This window comes from Streptomyces sp. NPDC048734, assembly GCF_043198675.1.
In the GTDB taxonomy this organism is placed as follows: Bacteria; Actinomycetota; Actinomycetes; order Streptomycetales; family Streptomycetaceae; genus Streptomyces.
Genome location: NZ_JBICUZ010000005.1, coordinates 101,056 through 126,113, shown reverse-complemented (window position 1 = coordinate 126,113; position 25,058 = coordinate 101,056). Strand labels below are relative to the sequence as shown.

Sequence of the window (25,058 nt, the reverse complement as noted above, 5' to 3'; positions counted from 1 at the left end):
TGTGCGCACTCTTGACCGTGCCACCGGGCCGGAAATATTTTCCATGGGTGTCCCAGGACGTGACGGAAATTTTCGGCGGCGCCCTCGCCGTCCGGGTCCGCGCGCTCGCCCCGTCCATGACCCGCTCGGTGCGGCGCGTCGCCGAGACCGTCGCGGGCGACCCCGCGGGCTGCGCGGCGCTCACCGTCACGCGCCTCGCGGAACGCACCGGCACCAGCGAGGCGACCGTCGTGCGCACCGCCCGGCTGCTCGGCTACCCCGGCCACCGCGAACTGCGGCTCGCCCTCGCCGGCCTCGCGGCGCAGCAGCGGTCCGGCCGCGCCCCCGCCCTCACCACCGGCATCGCGGTCGACGACCCGATCGCGGACGTCGTCGTCGAACTCGCCCACGACGAACGGCAGACCCTCGCCGACACCGCCGCCGGTCTCGACACCGTGCAGCTCGGGGCGGCGGTGGCGGCGGTGGCCGCCGCCCGCAGGACGGACGTCTACGGCGTCGGCGCGTCCGGGCTCGTCGCCCAGGACCTCGCGCAGAAACTGCTGCGGACAGGGCTCGTGGCCCACGCCCACAGCGACCCGCACCTCGCGGTGACGAACGCGGTGCAGTTGCGGGCGGGGGACGTCGCCGTCGCGATCACGCACTCCGGGTCGACGCGGGACGTCGTCGAACCGCTGCGGGTCGCCTTCGAGCGGGGTGCCACGACCGTCGCCGTCACCGGGCGGCCGGGCGGGGCGGTCGCGCGGTACGCGGACCAGGTGCTGACGACGTCGACGGGCCGGGAGAGCGAGCTGCGGCCCGCGGCGATGTCGTCCAGGACCGGTCAGCTGCTGGTGGTGGACTGCCTGTTCGTGGGGGTGGCGCAGCGCACGTACGACACGGCGGCACCGGCGCTGGCCGCGTCGTACGAGGCACTGGCGCACCGGCACCGGTAGACCGTGGGGACACGTCGACCGACCCGCGCCGGAGAGAAAGAGCCACCGCCATGACCTCGACCCCCCGCCCCGACGACCTGCTCGCCCAGCTCGGATCGCTCACCACCGAGGCCTTCCGGCCCGAACTCGCCGAGATCGACCGGCTGCCCACCCTCGACATCGCCCGGCTCATGAACGGCGAGGACGCCCGGGTGGCCGCCGCCGTGGCCGCGCGACTGCCCGAGATCGCGGCCGCCGTCGACGCGATCGCCGCCCGGATGGAGCGCGGCGGGCGGCTGGTGTACGCCGGGGCGGGAACGGCCGGGCGGCTCGGTGTGCTGGACGCGTCCGAGTGTCCGCCGACCTTCAACACCGCCCCCGGCCAGGTCGTGGGACTCGTCGCGGGCGGGCCGCCGGCGATGGTGACCTCCGTCGAGGGCGCCGAGGACTCGCGGGAGCTGGCGCGGGCGGACCTGGCCGGCCTCGCGCTGACCGCCGTGGACACGGTGGTCGGGATCTCCGCCTCGGGGCGCACCCCGTACGCGATCGGCGCGGTGGAGCACGCGCGCTCGGCCGGTGCCCTGACCGTCGGGCTGGCCTGCAACCCGGGCAGCACGCTGGCCGCGACCGCCGAGCACGGCATCGAGGTGGTCGTCGGGCCCGAGCTGCTCACCGGGTCGACCCGGCTGAAGGCGGGAACCGCGCAGAAGCTGGTGCTGAACATGCTGTCGACGATCACGATGATCCGGCTGGGCAAGACGTACGGGAACCTGATGGTCGACGTGCGGGCCTCGAACGAGAAGCTGCGGGCCCGCTCGCGGCGGATCGTCTCGCTGGCGACGGGCGCGGACGACGCGGAGATCGAGCGGGCCCTCGACGTCACCGGCGGCGAGGTGAAGAACGCGGTCCTCGTGCTGCTCGCCGGGGTCGACGGGCCGTCCGCCACCCGCCTTCTGGAGGAGTCCGGCGGCCGTCTGCGCGCCGCGCTCGCCGCCGCGCGCTCCTGACCCGCACGCTCAGCAGGTGCCTACCGATGACCGTGCCGACCGTGCCACCGCCGCCGCGCTCCTGCCCCTGGTCGGCGGCCCCGCGAACGTGACCTCCGTCGCCCACTGCATGACCCGGCTGCGGCTGGGCCTCGCCGATCCGTCACGGGCGGACGAGGAGGCGCTGCGGGCGGTGCCCGGGGTGCTGGGGCTCGTCGTGGACGGCGGCGCGTACCAGGTGGTGCTCGGGCCGGGGGTCGTCGGGCGGGTGACGGCGGCGTTCGAGGAGCTGCTCGGCGCCCGGCCGACGGCGGCGGCGGAACTGGCCGCGCGGGGAGCGGGGTTGAAGGGCGAGCGGCAGCGGCGCGACGCCACGCCCGGCCGGGCCGCCCTGCGCCGCCTCGCCGCCGTCTTCGTGCCCCTCGTCCCCGCCCTGATCGGCTGTGGGGTCCTCGCCGGCGTCAACGGGCTGCTGGTCAACGCCGGCCTGCTGCCCTGGCTGACGCCGGCGCTGGCCGCCGTGGCGTCCGCCTTCATGGCGCTGATCGCGGTGTTCGTCGGCGTCAACACGGCGAAGGAGTTCGGCGGCACGCCCGTACTGGGCGGGGCGGTGGCGGCGATCGTGGTGTATCCGGGCGTCGCGAAGGTCACGGCGTTCGGGGTGACGCTCGCCCCCGGGCAGGGCGGGGTCCTCGGCGCGCTGGCGGCGGCGCTGCTGGCGACGTGCGTGGAGAGGTGGTGCCGGGGCCGGGTCCCGGCGGCCCTGGACGTGCTGCTGACCCCGACCCTGACCGTCCTCGTCGCGGGCCTGGCCACGCTGTACGGCCTGATGTGGGCGGCCGGCACGGTCTCGACCGCCATCGGCACGGCGGCGAACTGGCTGCTGACGACGACGGGTGCGTTCGCCGGCCTGGTCCTGGGCGGGCTGTTCCTCCCGCTGGTGATGCTGGGGCTGCACCAGGCCCTCATCCCCATCCACACCACGCTCATCGAACAGCAGGGCCACACCGTGCTGCTGCCCGTCCTGGCGATGGCGGGCGCGGGCCAGGTCGGCGCGGCGATGGCGGTGTACGTCCGGCTGCGCCACGACACGTCCCTGCGCACGACGATCAGGTCGGCGCTGCCGGCCGGACTGCTGGGCGTCGGCGAGCCCCTGATCTACGGGGTGTCGCTGCCGCTCGGCCGACCCTTCCTCACCGCATGTGCGGGCGGGGCGGCGGGCGGGGCCTTCGTCGGGTTCTTCGCAATGCTCGGGGACAGGGTGGGGGCGACCGCGATCGGGCCGTCCGGCTGGGCGCTGTTCCCGTTGCTGGCGGGCAACCGAGGGCTGGGCGTGACGGCGGCGATCTACGCGGGCGGGCTGCTGACGGGGTACGCGGTCGGGTTCGCCGCGACCTATGCCTTCGGCGGGGTCGCGGCGGCGGCAGCGGCCGTCACCCCGGTCCGCGACCCGCACCGCTCCTGAGATCCGGCGCTGCCGACACTCCGACGTCGGGGTGCTTGCGGGTCAGATGATCCGCTTCATGACGATCATGCGCTGCTTGAAGGGGGTGTCCCCGCCCCAGGACAGGACGGCGAAGACCTCCCCGCCGGGAGCACCGTGGATCTCGGGCGAGGCGGTGGCCGCGGCCCCGGTACTGGCGCGGGACCAGCCCGTGAAGTTCTGGCCGCCGTCGGTGGAGCGGTTGACCCAGAGTTCGTGGTCGTTGGGGCTGATGCAGCCGATGGCGAGGTTCTGCTGCGCCTGGTAGTCGGGGTCATTGGTGTTGGTCGTGGGAGAGGTGGGGCCCCCGCGGCCGACCGCGACGGACTCGCACTCGCCGCCGCCGGGCAGTTCGGTGAAGGACGCGTTCCGCACGCTGTTCATGTCGGTGCGCGAACGGGAGACGTAGACGCGGTCGTTCAGCCCCCGTGCGACCTCGAAATTCATGATGTTCGTACTGATGGAACGGCTGTACGTGGACACGCTGGCCACCATGCCGTGTACCCGCGGGGAGTGCTGCGTGCCCCAGTCGCCCAGCGGGAACGACGGTGCGCCGTTCCACAGCTCCATGTTGTGCACGTACACCTGTTGGTCGCGCACCGTGTAGAGGACGACATTGTTGATACCGCTCGCCGTGGTGATGCCGTTATTGGTGCGGAAATTACCCGGTACGTTGTCCCAGTCCGACCACAGGTTGCCCGCCGCGCCGCGGAGGATGCTGTAGTAGACCACGCCGTCGGTGCCGACGTGGAAGACGACGAGGCGGGAGTCCTGCAAGCCGCCGGTGCCGATGTTGAGCAGCGAGACGACCTCGGGGCGGTGGTAGGTGCGGGCGCCGCCCGGCATCACCTGCCAGGCGCCGTTGCGGTACCGCCACCAGATCTGGTTGTCGTTCCCGCGTACCACCTCGTAGAGGTCTCCGCGGAACCACTGTGCGGACAGCGCGTCGGGCGACCTGGCGTCACCGCCCTCGTTGATCCACGATCCCTCGGTGGCCGCGGCGGGTCCGGCCGACACGCCGAGCAGCAGCGCCAGCCCGGCCAGCAGGGCCACCCACGCGCGCGGCAGGAGTCCGGTTCCCCTGGTCCGTAAGCCTCTTGTCCTCATCATCTGTCCTCTCGTCCTCGTCCTCGTCAGCGCACCGCGGCGGTCCGTGGACCGGGCTGCCGCCTGCCGGTCGGAATCCGCCGCCCGGGCCCGGAGCACTCTAGGGAGGAAACCCCCACCGGACTTGCGCGTGCGTGCACCGGTTGTGTGCTGAGGAGGCCCGGCGAGCGCCCGGGCGGCCGTGCTGCCCCGGATGCCGGGAGCCCCGGGCGGGGCCGGACACGGGCGGCGGGTGGGCTGCCGCCGCCGACGTCCTGACGGTGAGGAACCGCGTCCGGCCGGGCCGCCCTACCCTGGGTGTCATGAACCACGCCCAGCTCACCGCTCTCGGTCGCGCTCTCCGACTGCTCGGGGAGCACGGCGAGGCCCTGGCCGCCGACACCCCCGACGCCCGGCTGCACGAGGTCAAGGCCGATCTGCGGCGCGCCCTGGACCTGCTGGACGACAGCGTCGTCGGAGCCGCGCCCACCACCCGCTGCGCCGAGCACCCGAACGGCCCGGTCGACAACGCGGCGCACGACCTGTGCCTGCTGTGCGAGACGCGTCGCCGCGCGGCCCGGCGCGCCGAGTACAACGGCCCCGCCCCGCAGGCGCCCCCCAGCGCCCCGGCCCCCTCCCGGTACGGCGCCCGCGCCGACCGCCCGCAGCCGCAGCAGCGGTGGCTCGCGGAACTGTGGACCGGACAGGAGTGGCATCTGTGCGGCACGCCGAGGCGGGACCGGCGCGAGGCGGAGCTGTACATCAACGCCCTGCGCCGCGGCTCCCGCCCCGCGATGGCCTACCGTCTCGTCCACGAGTTCACCGATTACGAGGTGGTGCGCATCTGGGGCACCCCGGTGAAGGTCGACATCGAGCCGCTGGGCAATCTCTAGTGCGGGCCCGGCCGGGAGAGGAAGGCGTCCCGTCTCCCGGACCACACCCGCGCGTTGCCGCTCAGCTGAGGGTCTTCAGCGCGGCGGCGTCGTAGGGCTTCAGCTCGTCGAGGCGGCCGGCCAGGACCTTGGCGGCCCACTCCGGGTCCTGGAGCAGCGCGCGGCCGACGGCCACCAGGTCGAACTCGTCGCGCTCCAGCCGGTCGAGGAGGTCGTCGATGCTCCTGAGGGCGGAGCCCTCGCCCTGGAAGGTCTTGAAGAACTCGCCGTCGAGACCGACCGACCCGACGGTGATGGTGGGCCGGCCGGTCAGCTTCTTCGTCCAGCCCGCGAGGTTGAGGTCGGAACCGTCGAACTCGGGGACCCAGTAGCGGCGCGTGGAGGCGTGGAAGGCGTCGACGCCGGCCGCGGCGAGCGGGGCGAGGATGGCCTCCAGCTCCTGCGGGGTCTCGGCGAGGCGCGCGTCGTAGGCGTCCTGCTTCCACTGCGAGTAGCGGAAGACGACCGGGAACTGCGGCGACACGGCCCGGCGCACGGCGGCGACGATCTCGGCGGCGAACCGGGTGCGGGCGACCGGGTCGCCGCCGTAGGCGTCGGTGCGGCGGTTGGTGCCCGCCCACAGGAACTGGTCGACCAGGTAGCCGTGGGCGCCGTGGATCTCCACGCCGTCGAAGCCGATGCGCTCCGCGGCCGCCGCGGCCTCGGCGAAGGCGCCGATGACGTCGTCCAGGTCGCGCTGGGTCATCGCCTTGCCGGTGCCCTCGGTGCCGTCCGTGCGAACGCCGGAAGGGCCGACGGCGGGGGCGTCCGCGACGGGCGGCTGGCCCTGCTTGCGCACCATGCCGATGTGCCACAGCTGCGGCATGATCGTCCCGCCCCCCGCGTGCACGGCCTCGGCGACCTTCGCCCAGCCCGCCAGCTGCTCCTCGCCGTGGAAGCGCGGCACCCGGTCGCTCTGCCCGGCCGAGTCGTGGCCGACGTACGTGCCCTCGGTGACGACGAGACCGACACCGGCGGCGGCGCGGCGGCCGTAGTACGACGCCACGTCCTCGCCGGGGATGCCGCCGGGCGAGAACATGCGGGTCATGGGCGCCATGACGATGCGGTTCGGAACGGTCAGGCCGTTGAGGGAGACGGGACGCGCGAGGATCTCGGCGGCGCGGGTGGCGGCGGGGGTGGCAGTCACGACAGGGGACTCCTCGGAGAGGTCGCGGCGGACATCGAGTAGCGGACATTCCGGACGGTATGTGCACGTGCAAGCACCGCCCTCCCTCTCAACGGCGGCCCCGCCCCCGCCATTCCGCCCGCTCCCCCACCGCCCCTGTGATCCGAACCACGCCGACCGGGCCCGTCGGGGCGGACCCACGGCCGCACGGAGCGGCCCACGGTCACCCCGCACCCCCTATTACGGTGTCGGCGTCGGCGTGCGGAAACGCCCGAGGGCGGTACCCCCCGCTGATGCGGGGGGTACCGCCCTCGGTGGGAAACCCGAGCCTCGATCAGGCTCAGAAGTCCATGTCACCGCCCGGCATGCCGCCGCCGGCCGGGGCCGCGGCCTTCTCCGGCTTGTCGGCGATGACGGCCTCGGTGGTGAGGAACAGCGCGGCGATCGACGCGGCGTTCTGCAGCGCGGAGCGCGTCACCTTCGCCGGGTCGATGATGCCCTCGGCGATCATGTCGACGTACTCACCGGTCGCGGCGTTCAGGCCGTGGCCGACGGGCAGGTTGCGCACCTTCTCGACGATGACGCCACCCTCGAGACCACCGTTGACGGCGATCTGCTTGAGCGGGGCCTCCAGGGCGAGCTTCACGGCGTTGGCGCCGGTCGCCTCGTCACCCTCGAGGTCGAGCTTCTCGAAGACCGAGGTGGCCTGCAGCAGGGCCACGCCACCACCGGCGACGATGCCCTCCTCGACGGCCGCCTTCGCGTTGCGGACGGCGTCCTCGATGCGGTGCTTGCGCTCCTTGAGCTCCACCTCGGTGGCGGCGCCGGCCTTGATGACGGCCACGCCGCCGGCCAGCTTCGCCAGACGCTCCTGGAGCTTCTCGCGGTCGTAGTCCGAGTCGCTGTTCTCGATCTCGGCACGGATCTGGTTGACCCGGCCCGCGACCTGCTCCGAGGAGCCGGACCCGTCGACGATGGTGGTCTCGTCCTTGGTGATGACGACCTTGCGGGCCTTGCCCAGGAGGTCCAGGGAGGTGTTCTCGAGCTTGAGACCGACCTCCTCGGAGATGACCTCGCCACCGGTGAGGATGGCGATGTCGTTCAGCATCGCCTTGCGGCGGTCGCCGAAGCCCGGGGCCTTGACCGCGACGGACTTGAAGGTGCCGCGGATCTTGTTGACGACCAGGGTCGACAGGGCCTCGCCCTCGACGTCCTCGGCGATGATCAGCAGCGGCTTGCCCGACTGCATGACCTTCTCCAGGAGCGGGAGCAGGTCCTTGACGTTGGAGATCTTGGAGTTCGCGATCAGGATGTACGGGTCGTCGAGGACGGCCTCCATACGCTCCATGTCGGTCGCGAAGTACGCCGAGATGTAGCCCTTGTCGAAGCGCATGCCCTCGGTGAGCTCGAGCTCGAGACCGAAGGTCTGCGACTCCTCGACGGTGATGACGCCTTCCTTGCCGACCTTGTCCATGGCCTCGGCGATCAGCTCGCCGATCTGGGTGTCGGCGGCGGAGATGGAGGCCGTCGAAGCGATCTGCTCCTTGGTCTCGACATCCTTCGCCTGCTCGAGCAGGGCACCGGAGACGGCCTCGACGGCCTTCTCGATACCGCGCTTGAGAGCCATCGGGTTGGCGCCGGCCGCCACGTTGCGCAGGCCCTCGCGGACCAGCGCCTGGGCGAGGACGGTCGCGGTGGTCGTACCGTCACCGGCGACGTCGTCCGTCTTCTTGGCGACTTCCTTGACCAGCTCGGCGCCGATCTTCTCGTACGGGTCCTCGAGCTCGATCTCCTTGGCGATGGAGACACCATCGTTGGTGATCGTGGGGGCGCCCCACTTCTTCTCGAGGACGACGTTGCGGCCCTTGGGGCCGAGCGTCACCTTGACGGCGTCCGCGAGCTGGTTCATGCCGCGCTCGAGGCCGCGCCGCGCCTCCTCGTCGAACGCGATGATCTTGGCCATGTGAAGTGGTCCCTCCAGGACTGGGGGTGATTCCTTCGGACCGCGCCCGCGCCCGCGACGGACGGCTCGCCGGCCCCGTGGTTCCTTGCCCCACCTGGCCTGCGGGCCTCACCGACCCGGTCCTTCGTTGTCACTCTCACCTTCAGAGTGCTAACGCAATGATTAGCACTCGCCTGTGCCGAGTGCAAGCGCCTCCCTGAGATCCGCAGGTGAACGGGGGGTGGCGGCGGGCACCGACGGTTGATCGGGCACGGCTCCGGACACACCGAAGGGCTCGCACCCCGGGAGGTGCGAGCCCTTCGCTGACGGAACAGAAGAACGTCGCTGCAAGTCGGCGCGTGCTTCAGCCGGTCGCGAGCCGGACCATGTCCGCCTGCGGCCCCTTCTGACCCTGCGAGATCTCGAAATCGACCCGCTGGCCCTCTTCCAGGGTGCGGTATCCGTCCATCTGGATCGCGCTGTAGTGGACGAAAACATCCGCACCACCGTCGACCGCGATGAAGCCGTACCCCTTCTCCGCGTTGAACCACTTGACGGTGCCCTGAGCCATGCCTAACTCCCCTATTACTGGCCCTTGCACAGATCCGCGCTTCGCGGATCCGGGTCAGACCTCACCCCCCAGTTGGTTGGGGGCGTGCGCCGGAACGCGTCGACCGCGGCCGAATGTATCTGTCCGACTGCCGTCTGCAACAGGTCAATCGGACGAGAAATCTGGACGCGAAGGCTCCGGAGAAGAGTGAGAGTTCGCCCGAATTCAGGGCAAGTCGGACCCCGCAAAGGGAATGAAAGGCGCAAAACACATGCACACTTTGGCTGTTTCTTATCGCCCGCCCCGGCGGAACCCATATGCGGCCGGCATGCGAGAGGCGACGTGTTCCCCAATCCTATCGCGCTCAACCACACTGAATTGCCCCCTCCGCTTCTCTCGCGGAGGGGGCAATTCGATGAACTCTCGGTAATTGACATTACCGACGGTTACTACCGGCGGGTACGGAACACCGTTCAGCCGCCGGCCACGGCCGGGATGATGGAGACGCCGGCGCCGTCCGGGGTCGCCGTGTCCAGCCCCTGCTCGAAGCGCACGTCGTCGTCGTTGACGTACACGTTGACGAACCGGCGCAGCTTGCCCTGGTCGTCCAGGACGCGGGCGGCGATGCCGGTGTGGTTCTTCTCCAGGTCGGTGATGACCTCGCCGAGGGTCGCGCCCTCGGCCGGGACCTCGGCCTTGCCACCGGTGTAGGTGCGCAGGATGGTCGGGATGCGGACGGTCACGCTCATGCGAGGCCAGCCTCTCGGAAGGAGTCCAGGTTGGGGCGGATGGTGGCGGTCAGGCCGGTGCCGGCCACCGCGTCGAGGGTCTTGAGGCCGTCCCCCGTGTTGAGGACGACGGTGGTCTTCGTCGGGTCCAGGAGACCGTTCTCGATCAGCTTCCTCGTCACACCGACCGTCACCCCGCCGGCGGTCTCCGCGAAGATGCCCTCGGTCCGCGCCAGCAGCTTGATCGCGTCGACCACCTGCTCGTCGTTCACGTCCTCCACCGCGCCGCCGGTGCGGCGCGCGATGTCCAGGACGTAGGGCCCGTCCGCCGGGTTGCCGATGGCGAGGGACTTGGCGATGGTGTTCGGCTTCTGCGGCCGGACCACGTCATGACCCGCCTTGTAGGCGACGGACACCGGCGAGCAGCCCTCGGCCTGCGCACCGAAGATCTTGTACGGCCGGTCCTCGACGAGACCGAGCTTGATCAGCTCCTGCAGCCCCTTGTCGATCTTCGTGAGCTGCGAGCCGGAGGCGATCGGCACGACGAGCTGGTCGGGGAGCCGCCAGCCGAGCTGCTCGCAGATCTCGTACGCCAGTGTCTTGGAGCCCTCGGCGTAGTAGGGCCGCAGGTTGACGTTGACGAAGCCCCAGCCCTCGCCGGCCGGGTCGCCGATCAGCTCGGAGCAGAAGCGGTTCACGTCGTCGTAGTTGCCCTCGATGCCGACGAGTTCGCCGCCGTAGATCGCGGCCATGACGACCTTGCCCTGCTCCAGGTCGTGCGGGATGAACACGCAGGAGCGGAAACCGGCACGGGCGGCGGCGGCGCCGACGGCACCGGCCAGGTTACCCGTGGAGGAGCAGGACAGGGTGGTGAAGCCGAAGGCGCGGGCGGCCTCGATGGCCTGGGCGACGACGCGGTCCTTGAAGGAGTGCGTCGGGTTGCCGGAGTCGTCCTTGACGAACAGCTTGCCGGCGTCGACGCCCAGCTCGCGGGCCAGGTTGTCGGCCTGGACGAGCTTGGTCCAGCCGGGATTGATGTTGGGCTTGTCCGCCACGTCGGCCGGGACGGGCAGCAGCGGCGCGTAGCGCCAGATGTTCGCGGGGCCCGCCTCGATGCGCTTGCGGAGCTCCTCGGTCTCGTGGGACGAGAAGTCGTAGGCGATCTCGAGCGGGCCGAAACACTCCTCGCAGGCGAAGACCGGGCCGAGGGGCACGCGGTGTCCGCACTCGCGGCAGGAGAGCGCCGCGGCGGGACCGAGGTCGACGGAGTTCGTGGTGCTTGCAACTGTCTGCGCAGCCATGTGAGGCGAGGCCCTTTCTCCTCATCTTCCTCACGACGCATCTCGCCGTGAGACGGATTTGGCACCTTCCCTAGCCGGGAGCCTCGCCACATCGACGTGACGCGTGGGCGGTCACGCCTGGCGGCGCGCGCGGCTGGAGGGTTGCCGGGGCTTCATCGGGCCGTATCCCTCTGCCCCTCTGGATGAGCGGTATGAAGTTGTGAACAGCGGCCACCTCGGACATGCGATGGTCATCCGCGTTGTTCAAGACTGTAACCGAAGGCCAGGACAGTTGAGACAGACGTCCGAACCGCGAGATGGATCACACGGTCACCCGCCGTGCACCGCGTGTGATCACGACAGTGAGGAGCCGCAGACCGTGCTGAAAGAAGCTGAAGCCTGGCTGGCCACCCGCTCCTGGTCCGTGACCGACCGACCGCTGCACCGCGTCCTGGCCGCGAAGCGCGCCTCGGGCCAGTCGGTGTCCGTGGTGCTGCCCGCCCTGAACGAGGAGGAGACGGTCGGTGACATCGTCGCGGTCGTCCGCCACGACCTGATGCGGCAGGTCCCCCTCGTCGACGAGATCGTCGTCGTCGACTCGGGCTCCACCGACCGTACGTCGCAGGTCGCCGCGGCGGCCGGGGCGCGCGTCGTCCACCGGGACGAGATCCTGCCCCGGATACCGGCCGTGCCCGGCAAGGGCGAGGTGCTGTGGCGGTCACTGCTCGTGACGACCGGGGACATCGTCTGCTTCATCGACGCCGACCTCAGGGAGTTCTCCTCCGACTTCGTCTCGGGGATCGTGGGCCCGCTGCTCACCGACCCCGGCGTGGACCTGGTCAAGGCGATGTACGACCGCCCGCTGGGCGGCGCTGCGGGCCAGGGCGGCCGGGTCACCGAACTCATGGCCCGCCCCCTGCTCAACATGCACTGGCCGCAGCTGGCCGGCTTCGTGCAGCCGCTCGGCGGCGAGTACGCGGCACGGCGCAGCCTGCTGGAACAGCTCCCGTTCCCCGTCGGCTACGGCGTGGAGCTCGGCATGCTCGTCGACGCCCTGCACCTGGTCGGCCTGGACGCCCTCGCCCAGGTCGACGTCGGCGTTCGCAAGCACCGCCACCAGGACGGGCAGGCGCTCGGCAGGATGGCGGCGGCGATCTACCGCACCGCGCAGCTCCGGCTGGCCCGCGGGCACCTGATCCGCCCCGCCCTCACCCAGTTCGAGCGGAGCGCGGACGGCTTCGAGCCGCGCACCTACTCCGTGGACACCGAGGAACGGCCGCCGATGGCGGAGATCGCCGAGTACGCGGAACGCAAGGTCGCCTGACGGGCCGTGCGCTCAACCGGCCGGACGCGCGCCGCACCACCCGGTCCGGCGGTCGTGTACGGCCGGACACGACCCGTCCACGGACCGCATCCGTACGTTTGAGCGTTTACGGACCGGGCTAGGTTGTGGCGTATGGCTTCCACGCGTGCTGCTGTTGCTGAGGGTGCTCAGGTGCTGGTCGCGTCCAACCGCGGCCCGGTCTCCTACCAGGTGCGCGAGGACGGTTCGCTGCACGCCAGAAGGGGCGGCGGCGGACTGGTCTCGGGCCTGTCGGCGATCGGGCCGGACGCGGGCGCCCTGTGGGTGTGCTCGGCGCTCTCCGACGACGACCGCGAAGCGGTACGGCGCGGGGTCGGCGAGGACGGCGTCCGGATGCTCGACATCCCGGCCGACGTGCACGCCGACGCGTACAACGGCATCGCCAACTCCGTGCTCTGGTTCATCCACCACCTGCTGTACCAGACCCCGCTGGAGCCCGTCTTCGACGCGGAGTTCCGGCGCCAGTGGGCGTCGTACGAGGCGTACAACCGCGCGTTCGCGGAGGCGCTCGCCGAGGAGGCCGGCCAGGGCGCGGCGGTCCTGGTGCAGGACTACCACCTCTGCCTGGTCCCGGGCATGCTCCGCGAGCTGCGGCCCGACCTGCGCATCGGCCACTTCTCGCACACGCCGTGGGCGCCGGTGGACTACTTCGCGCTGCTCCCCTCCGACATCCGCGCGCAGCTGCTGCGCGGCATGCTCGGCGCGGACCGCCTGGGCTTTTTGACCAGGCGCTGGGCGGACGCCTTCACCGCGTGCTGCGCGGAGTTCGCGGGCGGTACCGGCGGCACCGGGATCGGGGTGCACGGCCTGGGCGCCGACGCCGACTTCCTGCGCGCCCGCTCCCACGAGAGCGACGTCGAGGAGCGCATCGCCGCCCTGCGCGAGGAGATCGGCGAGGGCCGCAAGGCCATCGTGCGCGTCGACCGCACCGAGCTGTCGAAGAACATCGTGCGCGGTCTGCTGGCCTACCGGCAGCTCCTCGACGACCGCCCCGAGTGGCGCGAGCGCGTCGTCCACGTGGCGTTCGCCTACCCCTCCCGCCAGGACCTCGCCGTCTACCGCGACTACACGGCCGAGGTGCAGCGGGTGGCGCGGGAGATCAACGAGCGGTACGGCACACCCGGCTGGACCCCGGTCGTCCTGCACGTGAAGGACGACTTCGCCCGCTCCCTGGCGGCGTACCGCCTCGCCGACGTGGCCCTGGTCAACCCCATCCGCGACGGCATGAACCTGGTCGCCAAGGAGGTCCCGATCGTCTCCGACGAGGGCTGCGCCCTGGTGCTGTCCCGTGAGGCGGGGGCGTACTGGGAGCTGGGCGAGGACGCGATCGTGGTGAACCCCTACGACGTCCTGGAGACCGCCGATGCCCTGCACGAGGCGCTGACCATGGCGCCGGAGGAACGGGCGGAGCGCAGCAAGAGGCTGACGGCGGCCGCGACCGCGCTCCCTCCGGCCCAGTGGTTCCTGGAGCAGCTCCAAGCCCTCCAGGCCCTCCGCCGCGGCTGACCGGAGAAAACCCGCGGCACCCCGCGCCCCCGGCCGACCCGCCGGGGGTCCGCGCACACCGGGTCCGTCACCGCAGCCGCCCCACCGGCACCCTCACCAGCCCCACACACGCGGCAGGACCCGACGGCACCTCACCGTCACCCCACGCCCGTCACCCTCACACACCCTGTGGACCCGGCAGGACCCGACGGTCCTCACCGTCACTCCCACGCCCGTCCCCACAGCTCCACGAAGGACACCCGCAGCGGCCCCACTCCCCCGGCCCGTCCACCGGCGGACCCGCACACGCGCACCCGTGCCCGGTCTCTCACCGCAGCTCGTCCGAGAGGGCACGCAGCAGTCCCACCACCCCGGCGGGGCCCTCGACGACCAGGTCCGCCCGCTCCGACAGTTCGGTCACCTCGGAGCTGCCGCTGGCCACGAGCAGACCGGGGACGCCGTCGGAGCGGAGCTTCTCGACGGCGGCGAAGGCGGGCAGGTCCCCGAGGTCGTCGCCGGCGTAGAGAACCGTCCCGGCGCCGGTCTCGCGGACGTACTCCGTCAGCGCCACGCCCTTGTCCACGCCCGGCGGCCGCAGCTCCAGCACCATCCGGCCCGGCTCGACGATGAGTCCGTGCCGGGCCGCGAGGTCGGCGAGCGGGCGGCGCAGCGCCTCGAACGCGGCCTGCGGATCCTCCGCCCGCCGCGTGTGCACGGCGACGGCCCGCCCCTTCTCCTCGACCCAGGTCCCCCGCCACGCCCCGGCCGCCTCCAGCACGGCGGGCAGCTCGGCCCGCACGGCCGCGACACCGGGATGCGGCGCGAGCGCGGTGACGGTCCCGGTGCGGGCGTCCCACCGCTCGGCCCCGTAGTGCCCGAGCACGGCCAGCCGCTCCAGCCCCGGCACCCCGGCGAACCCGCCGTTGCCCACCGCCACGGCGGCGGGCCGTCCGGTCACCACGGCGACCGAGGCCACCTTCGGCGCCAGCTCCGCGAGCGCGGGGAGCGCGTCCGGATGCGGCCGCGCGTCCTCCGGGTTCTCGACGATCGGCGCGAGCGTGCCGTCGAAGTCGAGCGCGACGAGCGCGGTGCGCGGCGCGGCCAGGATCGCGGCGAGCGCCTCGCGGCCGTGGGGGGTGGTGGGGGTGGGGAGAGAGGAGCGGGAGTCCGTGGAGTGCGTCTCGTGGGTGCCCATACGGTGACGATAACCGGACGGGATCGGCGGCGAGGGGGACGGGTCCACGACCGGACGGGCCCGCACTTCCCGGTGCCGGGCACGGCGACCCGGCTGGTCCGGCCTTCGAGGACGGGGCCGCTTCAGGACCGAAGCGGGGGTCCGGGAACGGCGGTCCCCGGGGACGGCGCCCCCTGCCCACCCGTACGGACTCCCCGTCCCGGCGGGCTCACCGCTCCGCCCGGCGGGCCTCCCGCACCCGGCGGAGCCGGTTCACCGTCACCGGGTCGTGCGCCAGCGCCCGTGCGTCGTCCAGCAGCGCGTTGAGCAGCTGGTAGTACCGCACGGGCGACAGGTCCAGCTCCTCACGGATCGCCCGTTCCTTCGCGCCGGGCCCCTGGAACCCACGCCGCTCCAGGGCGAGGATGCCCCGCTCCCTCGCCCCGAGCCCTCCGTGCCCGCCGTGCCCGTCGTGCCCGTCGTGCCCGTCGTCGTCTGCCGCCCGCTCCATGCCCCGCACGGTAACCCAACCGCCCGGAGGCGGCTCAGCCGCCGGTGCCGCTCTCCGCGGCGGTGGCCGTCATCTGGAGCCGGCCGAGGATTTCGGCCGGGCTGCCACCGGGCTGCACGGCCTGGCCGATCCGCTTCTTGACGTCCGCGCTGACCGCCGCCCAGGAGGTGCGCCCCACCGGGTACAGCTCGGACACCGGCAGCTGGTCGAGGAAGGGCTTGAGGTCGGCGTCCTCGGGGGCGGCCGTCATGGTCTGGGAGGCGGAGTTGGTGACGGGCAGCAGGTCGTACTCGCGGGAGAAGTCGAGGACGTTCTTCTCGCTGTAGACGAAGTTCAGGAAGTCCTTGATCTGCTCGGCGTGGCCGTTCTGCTTGAAGGCGGTCATCCAGTCGGCGACGCCCATGGAGACCTTGGTCGGCCCGTCGAGGCCGGGCATCGGGACCATGCCGAACTTCACGCCCTTCTTCGCGGCCGTCTTCATCAGCGAGGGGTGCCCGTTGAGCATGCCGACCTGGCCGGCGGCGAACGCGGCGAACGCGTCGGCCCGGTTGAGCTTGCCCGGCGCGACCGGTCCGGTGAGGCCCTTGCCGACCAGTTCGTTCTTCAGCCAGGTGAAGGTGTGGACGTTCCCGGTGGAGTCGAGGCTGTAGCCGGTGGCGGTCTCGGTGTAGCCGCCCCCGCCGCTGAGCAGCCACTGCATGGTCTCGGCCTGCGCCTCCTCGGGGCCCAGCGGCAGGGCGTACGGGTACTTCACACCGTCCGCCTTCAGCGCCTCGGCGTCCTCGGCCAGTTCGGCCCAGGTGGTCGGCGCGGTGATGCCGGCCTCGGCGAAGAGGGCCTTGTTGTAGAACAGCAGCCGCGTGGAGGAGGCGAACGGCATGCCGTACTGCACGCCGCGCACCTCGCCCGCGTCGGCGAGCTGGGGCACGAAGTCGGCCTGGACGGGGATGGAGAGGACGTCGCCCGCCCGGTAGAGGAGGTCTTCGGCGGCGTAGTCGGCATAGGCGCCGATCTGCGCCATGTCGGGGGCCTTGCCCGCGTCGACCAGCTCCTTGACCTCGCGGTCGACGTCGTTCCAGGAGTGGACGGTGACCTCGACGGTGACGTCGGGGTGGTCCTTCTCGTAGGCCTCGACCAGCGCGTCCCAGTACTTCCTGGAGCTGTTGGCGTCGCTGTCGCCGTAGTCGGCGGCGACGAGTGTCAGGGTGACGTCACCGGAGCCGCCTGTCACCCCGCAGCCGGCGAGGGCCGCCGTCATGCTCAGGGCGGCTGCCACCGCGATCGTTCCCGACTTCGCTGCCCGCCGCTGCACTGCGTTCTCCCGCTCCCCTGGACGGCCGGGCCCCGCGTGCACACACAATCCACACATGATTGCTCCGACCAATGAAACCGATATGCGGATTAAGGTCTACACCACGCAAGTGGACTAGACCTCTTGCGGGTCCTCGGGCCACACTGTCCCCGTGAGACATGTCATCGCCCTCGATGTGGGCGGCACCGGGATGAAAGCCGCCCTCGTCGGGGCGGACGGCGCGCTGCTGCACCGGGCCCGCCGGGCCACGGGCCGCGAACGCGGTCCCGACGAGGTCGTCGCCGGCATCCTCGACTTCGCCGCCGAGCTGCACGCGTACGGTGCCGAACACCTCGGCGAGGGCGCGGCCGCGGCCGGGGTCGCCGTCCCCGGCATCGTCGACGAGGCGAACGGCGTCGCCGTCTACGCCGCCAACCTCGGCTGGCGCGACGTGGACCTGCGCCGGCTCCTCACCGCCCGGCTCGGCGGCATCCCGGTGGCCCTCGGCCACGACGTCCGCACCGGCGGACTCGCGGAGGGGCGCATCGGAGCGGGCCGGGGCGCCGACCGCTACCTCTTCGTGGCCCTCGGCACGGGCATCGCGGGCGCCATCGGCGTGGCCGGCCGGGTGGAGGCGGGCGCGCACGGCTGCGCGGGCGAGATCGGCCACATCGTCGTACGCCCCGGCGGCACGCCCTGCCCCTGCGGACAGCGCGGCTGCCTGGAGCGGTTCGCGTCGGCGGCGGCGGTCGGCGAGGCCTGGGCGGCGGCCTGCGGGGACCCGGAGGCGGACGCCGCGGACTGCGCGAAGGCCGTCACGTCCGGCGACCCGAACGCCGTCCGGATCTGGCAGCAGGCGGTCGACGCGCTCGCCGACGGCCTGGTCACCGCCCTCACCCTGCTGGACCCGCGCGCCCTCGTCATCGGTGGCGGCCTCGCCGAGGCGGGGGAAACCTTGTTCACACCGCTGCGGAACGCCGTCCGTCGGCGGGTCACCTTCCAGAAGCTCCCGGACATCGTCCCGGCGGCGCTGGGCGACACCGCCGGATGCCTGGGGGCGGGGCTCCTGGCCTGGGATCTCCTCACAACGACCGACGGCACGGAGGTAACACCCTGATGGCCACCCCTCCAGGGGCGCGGGACGCCACCCCACGCGGCTCCGCCGCGTGGGCGCGACCGGCCACCACGCACCCGCAGGTACTCACCGGCGCCAGGGTCGTACTCCCCACCGGCACGGTGCCCGACGGCCGCGTCACCGTGGACGGCACGAGAATCGCCCCCGAAGCGCCGCGGGGAACCGCCCGCGTCGTCGACGTGACGGGCCACTGGCTGGTCCCCGGCTTCGTCGACCTGCACAACCACGGCGGCGGCGGGGCCTCCTTCTCCGGCACCGCCGACGAGGTGCACCGGGCGATCCGCACCCACCGCCGCCACGGCACCACCACGCTCGTCGCGTCCACGGTCACCGACGACATGGACGTCCTGGTCCGGCAGGCCGGCCTGCTCAGCGAACTGGCCGAACAGGGCGACCTGGCCGGCATCCACTTCGAGGGCCCGTTCATCTCGCCGTGCCGCAAGGGCGCCCACTCCGAGGGCCTGCTGCGCGACCCGGACCCGGCCCAGGTGCGCAGGCTGATCGACGCGGCACGCGGCAGGGCGAAGATGGTCACCCTGGCGACCGAACTGCCGGGCGGCATCGACTCCGTACGGCTGCTGGCCGAGCACGGGGTGATCGCGGCCGTCGGCCACACGGACGCCACGTACGAGCAGACGGTGGCGGCGATCGGGGCGGGCGCGACGGTCGCCACCCACCTCTTCAACGCGATGCCCCCGCTCGGACACCGCGCGCCGGGCCCGATCGCCGCGCTGCTGGAGGACGAGCGGGTGACGGTCGAGCTGATCAACGACGGCGTCCACCTGCATCCGGCGGCACTGGAGCTGGCGTTCCACCGGGCGGGCGCGGGGCGGGTCGCGTTCATCACGGACGCGATGGACGCGGCCGGCACCGGCGACGGCCGGTACCTGCTCGGCCCGTTGGAGGTCGAGGTCAGCGAGGGCGTGGCCCGGCTGGTGGAGGGCGGTGCGATCGCCGGCTCCACGCTGACCCTGGACCGCGCGTTCAAGCGGGCGGTGACGGTGGACCGGCTGCCGGTGGAGGACGTGGTCGCGGCCCTGTCCGCGAACCCGGCCCGGCTGCTGGGCATGGCCGACCGGGTGGGCTCCCTGGAACCGGGCAAGGACGCCGACCTGGTCCTGCTGGACGAGGACTTCGACCTCAAGGGCGTGATGCGGCAGGGGGTTTGGGTGGTGGATCCCGGGCTGGGCTGAAATCTCCGCCCGCACAGGGACGGCGGCCGCCCCGGGGACTGGGCCGACCGCCGTCTCTTTGGCATGATCAGGCCGTCCGGAAGGGCGAATTCAAGCAAACGGCGGCCGAACGCCGCTGATCGGGGGAGGTCGGGCCAGGTGATTCTCACGGTCACGCCGAACACCGCTCTGGACGTCACCTACCGCGTCCCGGCCCTGCTCCCGCACGCCACGCACCGGGTGACCGAGGTGACGGAACGTTCCGGCGGCAAGGGACTGAACGTGGCGCGTGTCCTGGCCGCCCTCGGGCACGAGGTGACGGTCACCGGCTTCACGGGCGGCCCCACCGGCCGCGTCGTACGGGAGCGGCTCACCGGCGTGACCGACGCGCTCGTCCCGTGCGCCGCCCCGACCCGCCGCACGCTCACCGTGGTCGACGAACGCACCGGGCAGACCACGCGGTTCGACGAACCGGGCCCGGTCATCACCCCCGCCGAGTGGTCCGCCTTCCAGGAGACGTACGAGCGGCTGCTGGCCGGCGCCGACGCGGTGGCCCTGTGCGGCAGCCTGCCGCCGGGGGTGCCGGTGGGCGCGTACGGGGTCCTGGTGCGCACCGCGCGGGCCGCGGGCGTACCCGTGCTGCTGGACACCGGTGGTGAGGCACTGCGCCGCGCGGTGGCGGCGCGCCCGGACCTGATCAGGTCGAACGCCGAGGAGCTGGCCGAACTGACCGGCTCCCACGAGCCGTCGCGCGCGACGCAGGACGCCCGCCGGCGCGGCGCCCGCTCGGTGGTGGCGTCCCTGGGCGCCCAGGGCCTGATCGCGGCGACCCCGGAAGGCCGCTGGCACGCCACCCCACCGACCCGGCTGCCCGGCACCCGGGCGGCCCGTCGGCCCGGCACCCCGGCGGGCGCCGGTGAAGCGGTCTCCGCGGGCCTGCTCTCCGGCCTCGTCGAACGGCTCCCCTGGCCCGAGGCCCTGGCCCGCGCGGCCGCCCTGGCCACGGCGACCGCCCTGTCCCCGACGGCCGGCGAGTTCGACCGGGCGGCCTACGGGGACCTGCTGGGCCGGGTCGCGGTGACCGGGGAGGTCACCGCGGCCTGACCGCGGTCAGTCCTCGACCTGGCCCTTCTTCAGCCAGAACTGGTCCAGGAGCACGTTGCACTTGTCGCCGTTCTCGCAGGACAGGCTGATGGTGTTGGTGCCCTTGGTGAGAGTGGGCCAGGCGAAGGTGGTGGTCCAGCCCTTCGCGAAGTCGTTGTCGGCGGCCTTCGCGTAGTTCTTCATGCTCAGCGGCTGGCCGAACTTCTTGCCGTTGACCGTGAGGGTCATCGACTGGTCCTCGCCGGCGGTGCTGTAGTGCGCGAAGAGCGTGTACGCGCCGTCCTCGGGGATGCCGTCGACGCTCCAGGTGACGGAGTTGCCGACCTGGTTCAGGGCGACGTAGATGCCGCCGTCCGCCTGGGCGCCCTCGACGTCGGAAGCCAGTGCGGCCGCGCCGCCCAGGCGCAGGGCCTTGGCGTCGATCGTCGGCAGCTCGGCCTCCTTCTCGGGCTCGTCGCTGCCGGAGGCGCTCGGCGAGGCGCTCTCGGAGGCGGTGGGCGCGGAGGAGACCTCGCCGCCGGCCTTGTTGTCGTCCTCCGAGTCGCCGCCCGTCATCGCCACCGCGATGCCGATGACGACGGCCGCGACCACCGCGACCGCGCCGATCAGCAGACCCTTGGTGTTGGGGCCGCGGCCCCGGCCGCCGCCGAGCCCCTGCTGCCGGTTGCCGGTGGGGGTGCCGGCGCCGCCGGAGAAGCTCTCGGGCCCGGCGTGCTGGCCGGTCGGCTGGCCGTAGGCACCCTGCTGGGGCGGCACCGCCTGCTGCCCGTACTGCGCGCTCTGCTGCTGGCCGTACTGGCGCTCGCCGACCGGGCGCACCCGGTTGACCGACGGGTATCCGTAGCCACCACCGGACGGAGGCTGGGCTCCGTTGGCCTGGCCGTCGGCGTAGAGGTAGCCGAACGGGTCGTCGTCCTCGGGCGTGCTCGCGCCGTTGTTGCCGGGCGTCATCCCTTCGTACTCCTCAACAGGTGCGGGGCGGATGCGGTCCGCGTATCCCTACGCGTCCATACGTGCGGAGGAGAGCGAGCCTACCCGCTCCGGACCCGCCGAACGGGTGAATCGGATCGCACCGTTCCGGGGAGCGGTGCGCTGACCTGCGGATCATCCCGCCCGTCTGTGCTGTTTGGGACGAGATCGTTTCTCTACGTACATCCGCTCGTCGGCGGACTTCAGCACCTCGTCCGCGGTCATCCCGCAGTGCGCCCAGCCGATGCCGAAGCTGGCACCCACCCGGACGGCCCGTCCCTCGGCGCGGATCGGCTGGATGATCTCGTTGCGCAGGCGTACGGCGAGGTCCTGGGCGTCGGCGCGGCCGAGGCCGTCGGCGAGGATCACGAACTCGTCGCCGCCGAGCCGGGCGACGGTGTCGCCGTCGCGGACGCCGTGCGAGAGCCTGCGGGCGACCTCGATGAGGACCGCGTCACCGGCGTTGTGCCCGTACCGGTCGTTGATCGACTTGAAGCCGTCGAGGTCGCAGAAGAGGACCGCGAGCCCCTTGGTGCCGTCGTCGCGGGCACCGTCCACGGGGGCGACGGTGTGCACGTGGTGGTCGTAGGCGTCGAGGCTGTCCGCGCCGTCGAACCGCTCCGCGCCGTCGGTCCGGAAGTCGAAGCCGCGGTCGCGGGTGTCGAAACCGTGGTCGCCGGTGCCGAAGGCGGGGTGCCCCTGGGCGTCCATCGCATCGACGGCGGCGGGGTGGGTGGACTGCGGGCGCGCGCAGAGCCGGGAGGACAGGCGCGAGCGCAGCTCGGCGGAGTTCGGCAGGCCGGTGAGGGAGTCGTGGGAGGCGCGGTGGGCGAGCTGGAGCTCGCGGCGCTTGCGGTCCTCTATGTCCTCGACGTGGGTGAGGAGGAAACGGGGGCCGTCGGCGGCGTCGGCGACGACGGAGTTGCGCAGCGACACCCAGACGTACGTCCCGTCGCGGCGGCCGAGGCGCAGTTCGGCGCGGCCGCCCTCGGCGGAGGTCCGCAGCAGGGTGCCGATGTCCTCGGGGTGGACGAGGTCGGAGAAGGAGTAGCGGCGCAGCGCGGAGGCGGGGCGGCCCAGCAGGCGGCACAGGGCGTCGTTGGTGCGCAGGATCCGGCCGTGCTGGTCGCCGCCCATCTCGGCGATGGCCATGCCGGAGGGGGCGTACTCGAAGGCCTGGCGGAAGCTCTCCTCGCTGGCGCGCAGGGCCTGCTGTTCGCGTTCGAGGCGGACCAGGGCGCGCTGCATGTTGGACCGCAGACGCGCGTTGCTGATGGCGATGGCGGCCTGGAAGGCGTACATCTGGAGGGCTTCGCGGCCCCAGGCGCCGGGCCGTCGGCCGTTGCGCGGGCGGTCCACGGAGAGGACGCCGATGAGTTCGCCGCAGACGCCGTTGCCGCCGGGGGCGGCGGGCGTGTACATGGGGGCGAACAGGCGGTCGGAGGGGTGCCACTCGTCCTCGAAGCGGGGCGCGGGCCCGTCCGTGTACCACTGCGGGACGTCGTCGTCGTCGAGGACCCAGCCCTCGGTGTGGGGTATGAAGACCAGGTCGCCCCAGGTCTCGCCCATGCTCAGCCGGCGCTCCCAGGAGTCGCGGGAGCCGACCCGGCCGGTGATGAGGGCCTCGGCGGCGGGGTCCCCGCAGAGGGCGGCGACGACGAGGTCGCCGTCGGGGCGCACGAGGTTGACGCAGGCCAGTTCGTATCCGAGGGCGGTCACGACGCCGTTGGCGACCGTCTGCAGCGTGTCGGCCAGGCTGCGGGCCGTGTTCATGTCGGCCATGACCTGGTGCAGCTGTCGCAGGGACGCAAGACGGACGTAAGGCTCCGACTCGGCCTCCATGCTCGCCCTCCCCCCGAGACTTCGCAGCGAATCAAGGGTTGTCTTCGGCGTAACGTCGTTTCTGTCGTTGCGCATGTCGCTGTGTCCGTACCTGTGACGCCTCCGCCACTGAATCACAGCGCGCTGCCCACTCGGTACACAGGGTCAACAATTCCCGCCCCTTGTGACTCAAGTCACAGGAAAACCTGAGCAATTGAGAAGAGTTTCTGCGTTTTTCCCTGTGCGTTTACTGAGCGTACGACTCCCCTTCCGGAGAGGGTACGGGAATCGGTCCGGGGACCTACGACCGTACTCGGGCGAAGGTCCGATGCGGGGCGGCCGGACCGGGGACTAGCGTGCGGAGCGTGCCTGCCGACCTGCTCAAGAACCCACCCGCCGCGTCCGCTCCCGCCAGCCCCTTTGGGCATGCTGTGGGGGTGAGCGACGAACAGTTCCGTGCCGCCATGTCCCGGCTGGCCGGCGGAGTGGTCCTGGTGACCGCGCAGGAGCCCCCGCTGGACCCGGACGACCCGGGGGCACCGGAGGGCGAGAACGCGGGGATGACGGCCACGGCGTTCCTGTCCGTCTCCCTGGAGCCGCCCCTGGTGCTGGTCAGCCTGCGCACCGGCTCCCGGATGGACGACCTGATCGACGAACAGCCCCTGTGGGCGGTGTCGGTGCTGTCGGAGAGCCAGCGGCACATCGCCGGACGCTTCGCGATGAAGGGCCGGCTCAGCGACCGGCTCCTCTTCGGGGACCTCCCGTACACCCGCGGCGAGGCCACCGGCGCACCCCTGCTCGAAGGCGCGCTGGCCGCGCTGGAGTGCCGTACCGAGCAGCGGGTGGCGGCCGGGGACCACACTCTGGTGATCGGCCGGGTGCTGCACGCGCGCGTGCCGAGCGTGGAAGGCGGACCGCTGCTCTATTTCAAGGGCCGTTACCGCCACCTGGACTGAACGGCAATTCAGTGGCCGCGTACGGAACTCCCTTCCTACGCTTGCCCCATGACCATCCCCCCGGCGGCTTCCGCACTCCGTCTCGAAGAAATAACCGCCGCAAATCTGGAAGCCGCTCTCGGCATTCGGGTCCACCCCGAGCAGGAATTCGCGGTCTCCCCCGTGGTGAAGTCCCTCGCGGAGGCGTACGCGCATCCCGGGGTCGCCTGGCCGCGCCTCGTCGTCGACGGCGGGCGGCCCGTCGGCTTCCTGATGGCCTTCTTCGACATCGACTGGCACGGGGACGGCAGCGTGATCCGCTCCGGCCTGTGGCGGCTGAACATCCAGGCGGGCGAACAGGGCCGCGGCTACGGCCGGTTCGCCGTCGAGTCCGTCGCCCGGCGGATCCGCGCCCGCGGCGGCGAGGAGCTGTACGTCACCTGGCACCCCGGCGACCACGGTCCCGAGGGCTTCTACCTCGGCCTGGGCTTCCGCGACACGGGGGAGCGCAGCGAGGGCGAGGTGGTGGGGGTGCTGGCACTGGAACGTGTACGGGAGTGAAGGCGGACGCCCCGGCGGCGGGGCCCCGGCCGGAGGCCGCTCACCCCCAGTCCCGGCCCGTCCTGCCGCGCTTGGTCTCCGAGCGCTGCTTCTTCTGCCGCAGCCGGCGTTCGTTGATCCCGCGCGGGATGCGGGTGGCGCGGCGCGGTTTGGGCGGCGGAGCCGTGGCCTCGGCGAGCAGGGAGGCCAGGCGTACGGCGGCGGCCTCACGGTTGCGCCACTGCGAACGGTGTTCGGAGGCGCGGACGCAGACGACGCCGTCGACGAGGCGGCCGGCCAGCCGCTCCAGCGCGCGCGCCTTCCACACCTCGGGCAGCGCCTCGGTGCGCGCCAGGTCGAAGCGCAGCTCCACCTGCGAGTCACTGGTGTTGACGTGCTGCCCGCCGGGCCCCGAGGACCGCGAGAAACGCCACACCAGCTCGGCCTCGGGAAGGCGGACGGAGCCTCTGATGACATGGGGACCGGACATGCCGTACATGTTCCCCCGCCTGACCCGTCCACGTCACGCGAATT

The 25,058-nt window shown here is 72.3% G+C and carries 23 protein-coding genes and 1 riboswitch; of the genes, 11 read left to right on the top strand and 12 right to left on the bottom strand.

The window, feature by feature from the left end:
• Positions 1 to 47: 47 nt before the first annotated feature.
• From ACGFQC_RS15515 to ACGFQC_RS15505, 3 genes are read left to right on the top strand one after another with little or no spacing between them, the layout of a single operon-like run.
• Positions 48 to 932 carry a MurR/RpiR family transcriptional regulator gene (locus ACGFQC_RS15515; protein ID WP_363086805.1) on the top strand — a complete coding sequence of 295 codons (885 nt, stop codon included), beginning with the start codon at positions 48 to 50 and terminating at the stop codon, positions 930 to 932.
• Positions 933 to 982: 50 nt separating this feature from the next.
• Positions 983 to 1,918, top strand: coding sequence for an N-acetylmuramic acid 6-phosphate etherase (gene murQ / locus ACGFQC_RS15510; RefSeq protein ID WP_363086806.1), 936 nt, complete (start codon positions 983 to 985; stop codon positions 1,916 to 1,918).
• A 16-nt stretch (positions 1,919 to 1,934) separates the two neighbouring features.
• The gene (locus ACGFQC_RS15505) at positions 1,935 to 3,362 is read left to right on the top strand and encodes a PTS transporter subunit EIIC (protein WP_363086807.1); all 1,428 of its coding nucleotides are present in this window, start codon (positions 1,935 to 1,937) and stop codon (positions 3,360 to 3,362) included.
• Positions 3,363 to 3,404: 42 nt separating this feature from the next.
• Here the strand turns inward: ACGFQC_RS15505 and ACGFQC_RS15500 are convergent, their stop codons facing one another.
• Positions 3,405 to 4,490, bottom strand: a complete 1,086-nt coding sequence (locus tag ACGFQC_RS15500) for a hypothetical protein (RefSeq protein WP_363086808.1) — start codon at positions 4,488 to 4,490, stop codon at positions 3,405 to 3,407.
• Positions 4,491 to 4,789: 299 nt separating this feature from the next.
• Between ACGFQC_RS15500 and ACGFQC_RS15495 the strand changes: the two genes are divergently transcribed.
• The gene (locus ACGFQC_RS15495) at positions 4,790 to 5,359 is read left to right on the top strand and encodes a hypothetical protein (RefSeq protein WP_363086809.1); all 570 of its coding nucleotides are present in this window, start codon (positions 4,790 to 4,792) and stop codon (positions 5,357 to 5,359) included.
• A gap of 61 nt (positions 5,360 to 5,420) precedes the next feature.
• Here the strand turns inward: ACGFQC_RS15495 and ACGFQC_RS15490 are convergent, their stop codons facing one another.
• The 5 genes from ACGFQC_RS15490 to thrC all read right to left on the bottom strand — a co-directional run bounded on the left by ACGFQC_RS15490 (position 5,421) and on the right by thrC (position 11,045).
• Positions 5,421 to 6,545, bottom strand: a complete 1,125-nt coding sequence (locus ACGFQC_RS15490; RefSeq protein WP_363086810.1) for an NADH:flavin oxidoreductase — start codon at positions 6,543 to 6,545, stop codon at positions 5,421 to 5,423.
• 319 nt (positions 6,546 to 6,864) lie between these two features.
• Positions 6,865 to 8,487 carry a chaperonin GroEL gene (groL, locus tag ACGFQC_RS15485; protein WP_363086811.1) on the bottom strand — a complete coding sequence of 541 codons (1,623 nt, stop codon included), beginning with the start codon at positions 8,485 to 8,487 and terminating at the stop codon, positions 6,865 to 6,867.
• A 343-nt stretch (positions 8,488 to 8,830) separates the two neighbouring features.
• On the bottom strand, positions 8,831 to 9,037 hold the full coding sequence (locus ACGFQC_RS15480) for a cold-shock protein (RefSeq protein ID WP_007493268.1): 207 nt from the start codon (positions 9,035 to 9,037) through the stop codon (positions 8,831 to 8,833).
• 452 nt (positions 9,038 to 9,489) lie between these two features.
• Complete coding sequence (locus ACGFQC_RS15475) at positions 9,490 to 9,765, bottom strand: MoaD/ThiS family protein (RefSeq protein ID WP_363086812.1); 276 nt, start codon at positions 9,763 to 9,765, stop codon at positions 9,490 to 9,492.
• Complete coding sequence (thrC, locus tag ACGFQC_RS15470; protein WP_363086813.1) at positions 9,762 to 11,045, bottom strand: threonine synthase; 1,284 nt, start codon at positions 11,043 to 11,045, stop codon at positions 9,762 to 9,764. The genes ACGFQC_RS15475 and thrC overlap by 4 nt, the downstream gene beginning before the upstream one ends.
• Before the next feature lie 18 nt (positions 11,046 to 11,063).
• Positions 11,064 to 11,234, bottom strand: a riboswitch (SAM riboswitch).
• Positions 11,235 to 11,403: 169 nt separating this feature from the next.
• On the opposite strand from thrC, the gene ACGFQC_RS15465 reads away from it, so the two are divergent.
• Positions 11,404 to 12,348 (top strand): glucosyl-3-phosphoglycerate synthase, encoded by a 945-nt coding sequence (locus tag ACGFQC_RS15465; RefSeq protein WP_363086814.1) that lies wholly within the window; start codon positions 11,404 to 11,406, stop codon positions 12,346 to 12,348.
• A 132-nt stretch (positions 12,349 to 12,480) separates the two neighbouring features.
• A complete protein-coding gene (locus ACGFQC_RS15460) occupies positions 12,481 to 13,893 on the top strand; it encodes a trehalose-6-phosphate synthase (protein ID WP_363086815.1) in 1,413 nt (470 codons plus the stop codon).
• Between the two features lie 307 nt (positions 13,894 to 14,200).
• Here the strand turns inward: ACGFQC_RS15460 and otsB are convergent, their stop codons facing one another.
• The 3 genes from otsB to ACGFQC_RS15445 form a co-directional block, all read right to left on the bottom strand.
• Positions 14,201 to 15,067 (bottom strand): trehalose-phosphatase, encoded by an 867-nt coding sequence (gene otsB, locus ACGFQC_RS15455; protein WP_363086816.1) that lies wholly within the window; start codon positions 15,065 to 15,067, stop codon positions 14,201 to 14,203.
• A gap of 208 nt (positions 15,068 to 15,275) precedes the next feature.
• Entirely contained in the window at positions 15,276 to 15,557 is a 282-nt protein-coding gene (locus ACGFQC_RS15450; RefSeq protein ID WP_363086817.1) for a DUF3263 domain-containing protein, read from the bottom strand.
• Positions 15,558 to 15,591: 34 nt separating this feature from the next.
• Positions 15,592 to 16,815 carry an extracellular solute-binding protein gene (locus ACGFQC_RS15445; RefSeq protein ID WP_363086931.1) on the bottom strand — a complete coding sequence of 408 codons (1,224 nt, stop codon included), beginning with the start codon at positions 16,813 to 16,815 and terminating at the stop codon, positions 15,592 to 15,594.
• A gap of 205 nt (positions 16,816 to 17,020) precedes the next feature.
• Here ACGFQC_RS15445 and ACGFQC_RS15440 point away from each other — a divergent pair, with 205 nt between their 5' ends.
• From ACGFQC_RS15440 to ACGFQC_RS15430, 3 genes are all read left to right on the top strand, one after another.
• Entirely contained in the window at positions 17,021 to 17,965 is a 945-nt protein-coding gene (locus tag ACGFQC_RS15440; protein WP_363086818.1) for an ROK family protein, read from the top strand.
• Positions 17,965 to 19,176, top strand: coding sequence for an N-acetylglucosamine-6-phosphate deacetylase (gene nagA, locus ACGFQC_RS15435; RefSeq protein WP_363086819.1), 1,212 nt, complete (start codon positions 17,965 to 17,967; stop codon positions 19,174 to 19,176). The genes ACGFQC_RS15440 and nagA overlap by 1 nt, the downstream gene beginning before the upstream one ends.
• A 138-nt stretch (positions 19,177 to 19,314) precedes the next feature.
• Positions 19,315 to 20,259: a 1-phosphofructokinase family hexose kinase gene (locus ACGFQC_RS15430; protein ID WP_363086820.1), complete on the top strand. Its 945-nt coding sequence runs from the start codon at positions 19,315 to 19,317 to the stop codon at positions 20,257 to 20,259.
• A 6-nt stretch (positions 20,260 to 20,265) separates the two neighbouring features.
• Here the strand turns inward: ACGFQC_RS15430 and ACGFQC_RS15425 are convergent, their stop codons facing one another.
• The gene (locus ACGFQC_RS15425) at positions 20,266 to 21,210 is read right to left on the bottom strand and encodes a carbohydrate-binding protein (protein ID WP_363086821.1); all 945 of its coding nucleotides are present in this window, start codon (positions 21,208 to 21,210) and stop codon (positions 20,266 to 20,268) included.
• 153 nt (positions 21,211 to 21,363) lie between these two features.
• On the bottom strand, positions 21,364 to 23,070 hold the full coding sequence (gene cdgB / locus ACGFQC_RS15420) for a diguanylate cyclase CdgB (protein ID WP_363086822.1): 1,707 nt from the start codon (positions 23,068 to 23,070) through the stop codon (positions 21,364 to 21,366).
• A gap of 443 nt (positions 23,071 to 23,513) precedes the next feature.
• On the opposite strand from cdgB, the gene ACGFQC_RS15415 reads away from it, so the two are divergent.
• Together ACGFQC_RS15415 and ACGFQC_RS15410 are read left to right on the top strand one after the other, a co-directional pair.
• Positions 23,514 to 24,005, top strand: coding sequence for a flavin reductase family protein (locus ACGFQC_RS15415; RefSeq protein WP_393288308.1), 492 nt, complete (start codon positions 23,514 to 23,516; stop codon positions 24,003 to 24,005).
• Between the two features lie 48 nt (positions 24,006 to 24,053).
• Positions 24,054 to 24,545, top strand: coding sequence for a GNAT family N-acetyltransferase (locus tag ACGFQC_RS15410; RefSeq protein WP_363086823.1), 492 nt, complete (start codon positions 24,054 to 24,056; stop codon positions 24,543 to 24,545).
• A gap of 40 nt (positions 24,546 to 24,585) precedes the next feature.
• Here the strand turns inward: ACGFQC_RS15410 and arfB are convergent, their stop codons facing one another.
• Entirely contained in the window at positions 24,586 to 25,023 is a 438-nt protein-coding gene (gene arfB, locus ACGFQC_RS15405; protein WP_363086824.1) for an alternative ribosome rescue aminoacyl-tRNA hydrolase ArfB, read from the bottom strand.
• Positions 25,024 to 25,058: the final 35 nt, after the last annotated feature.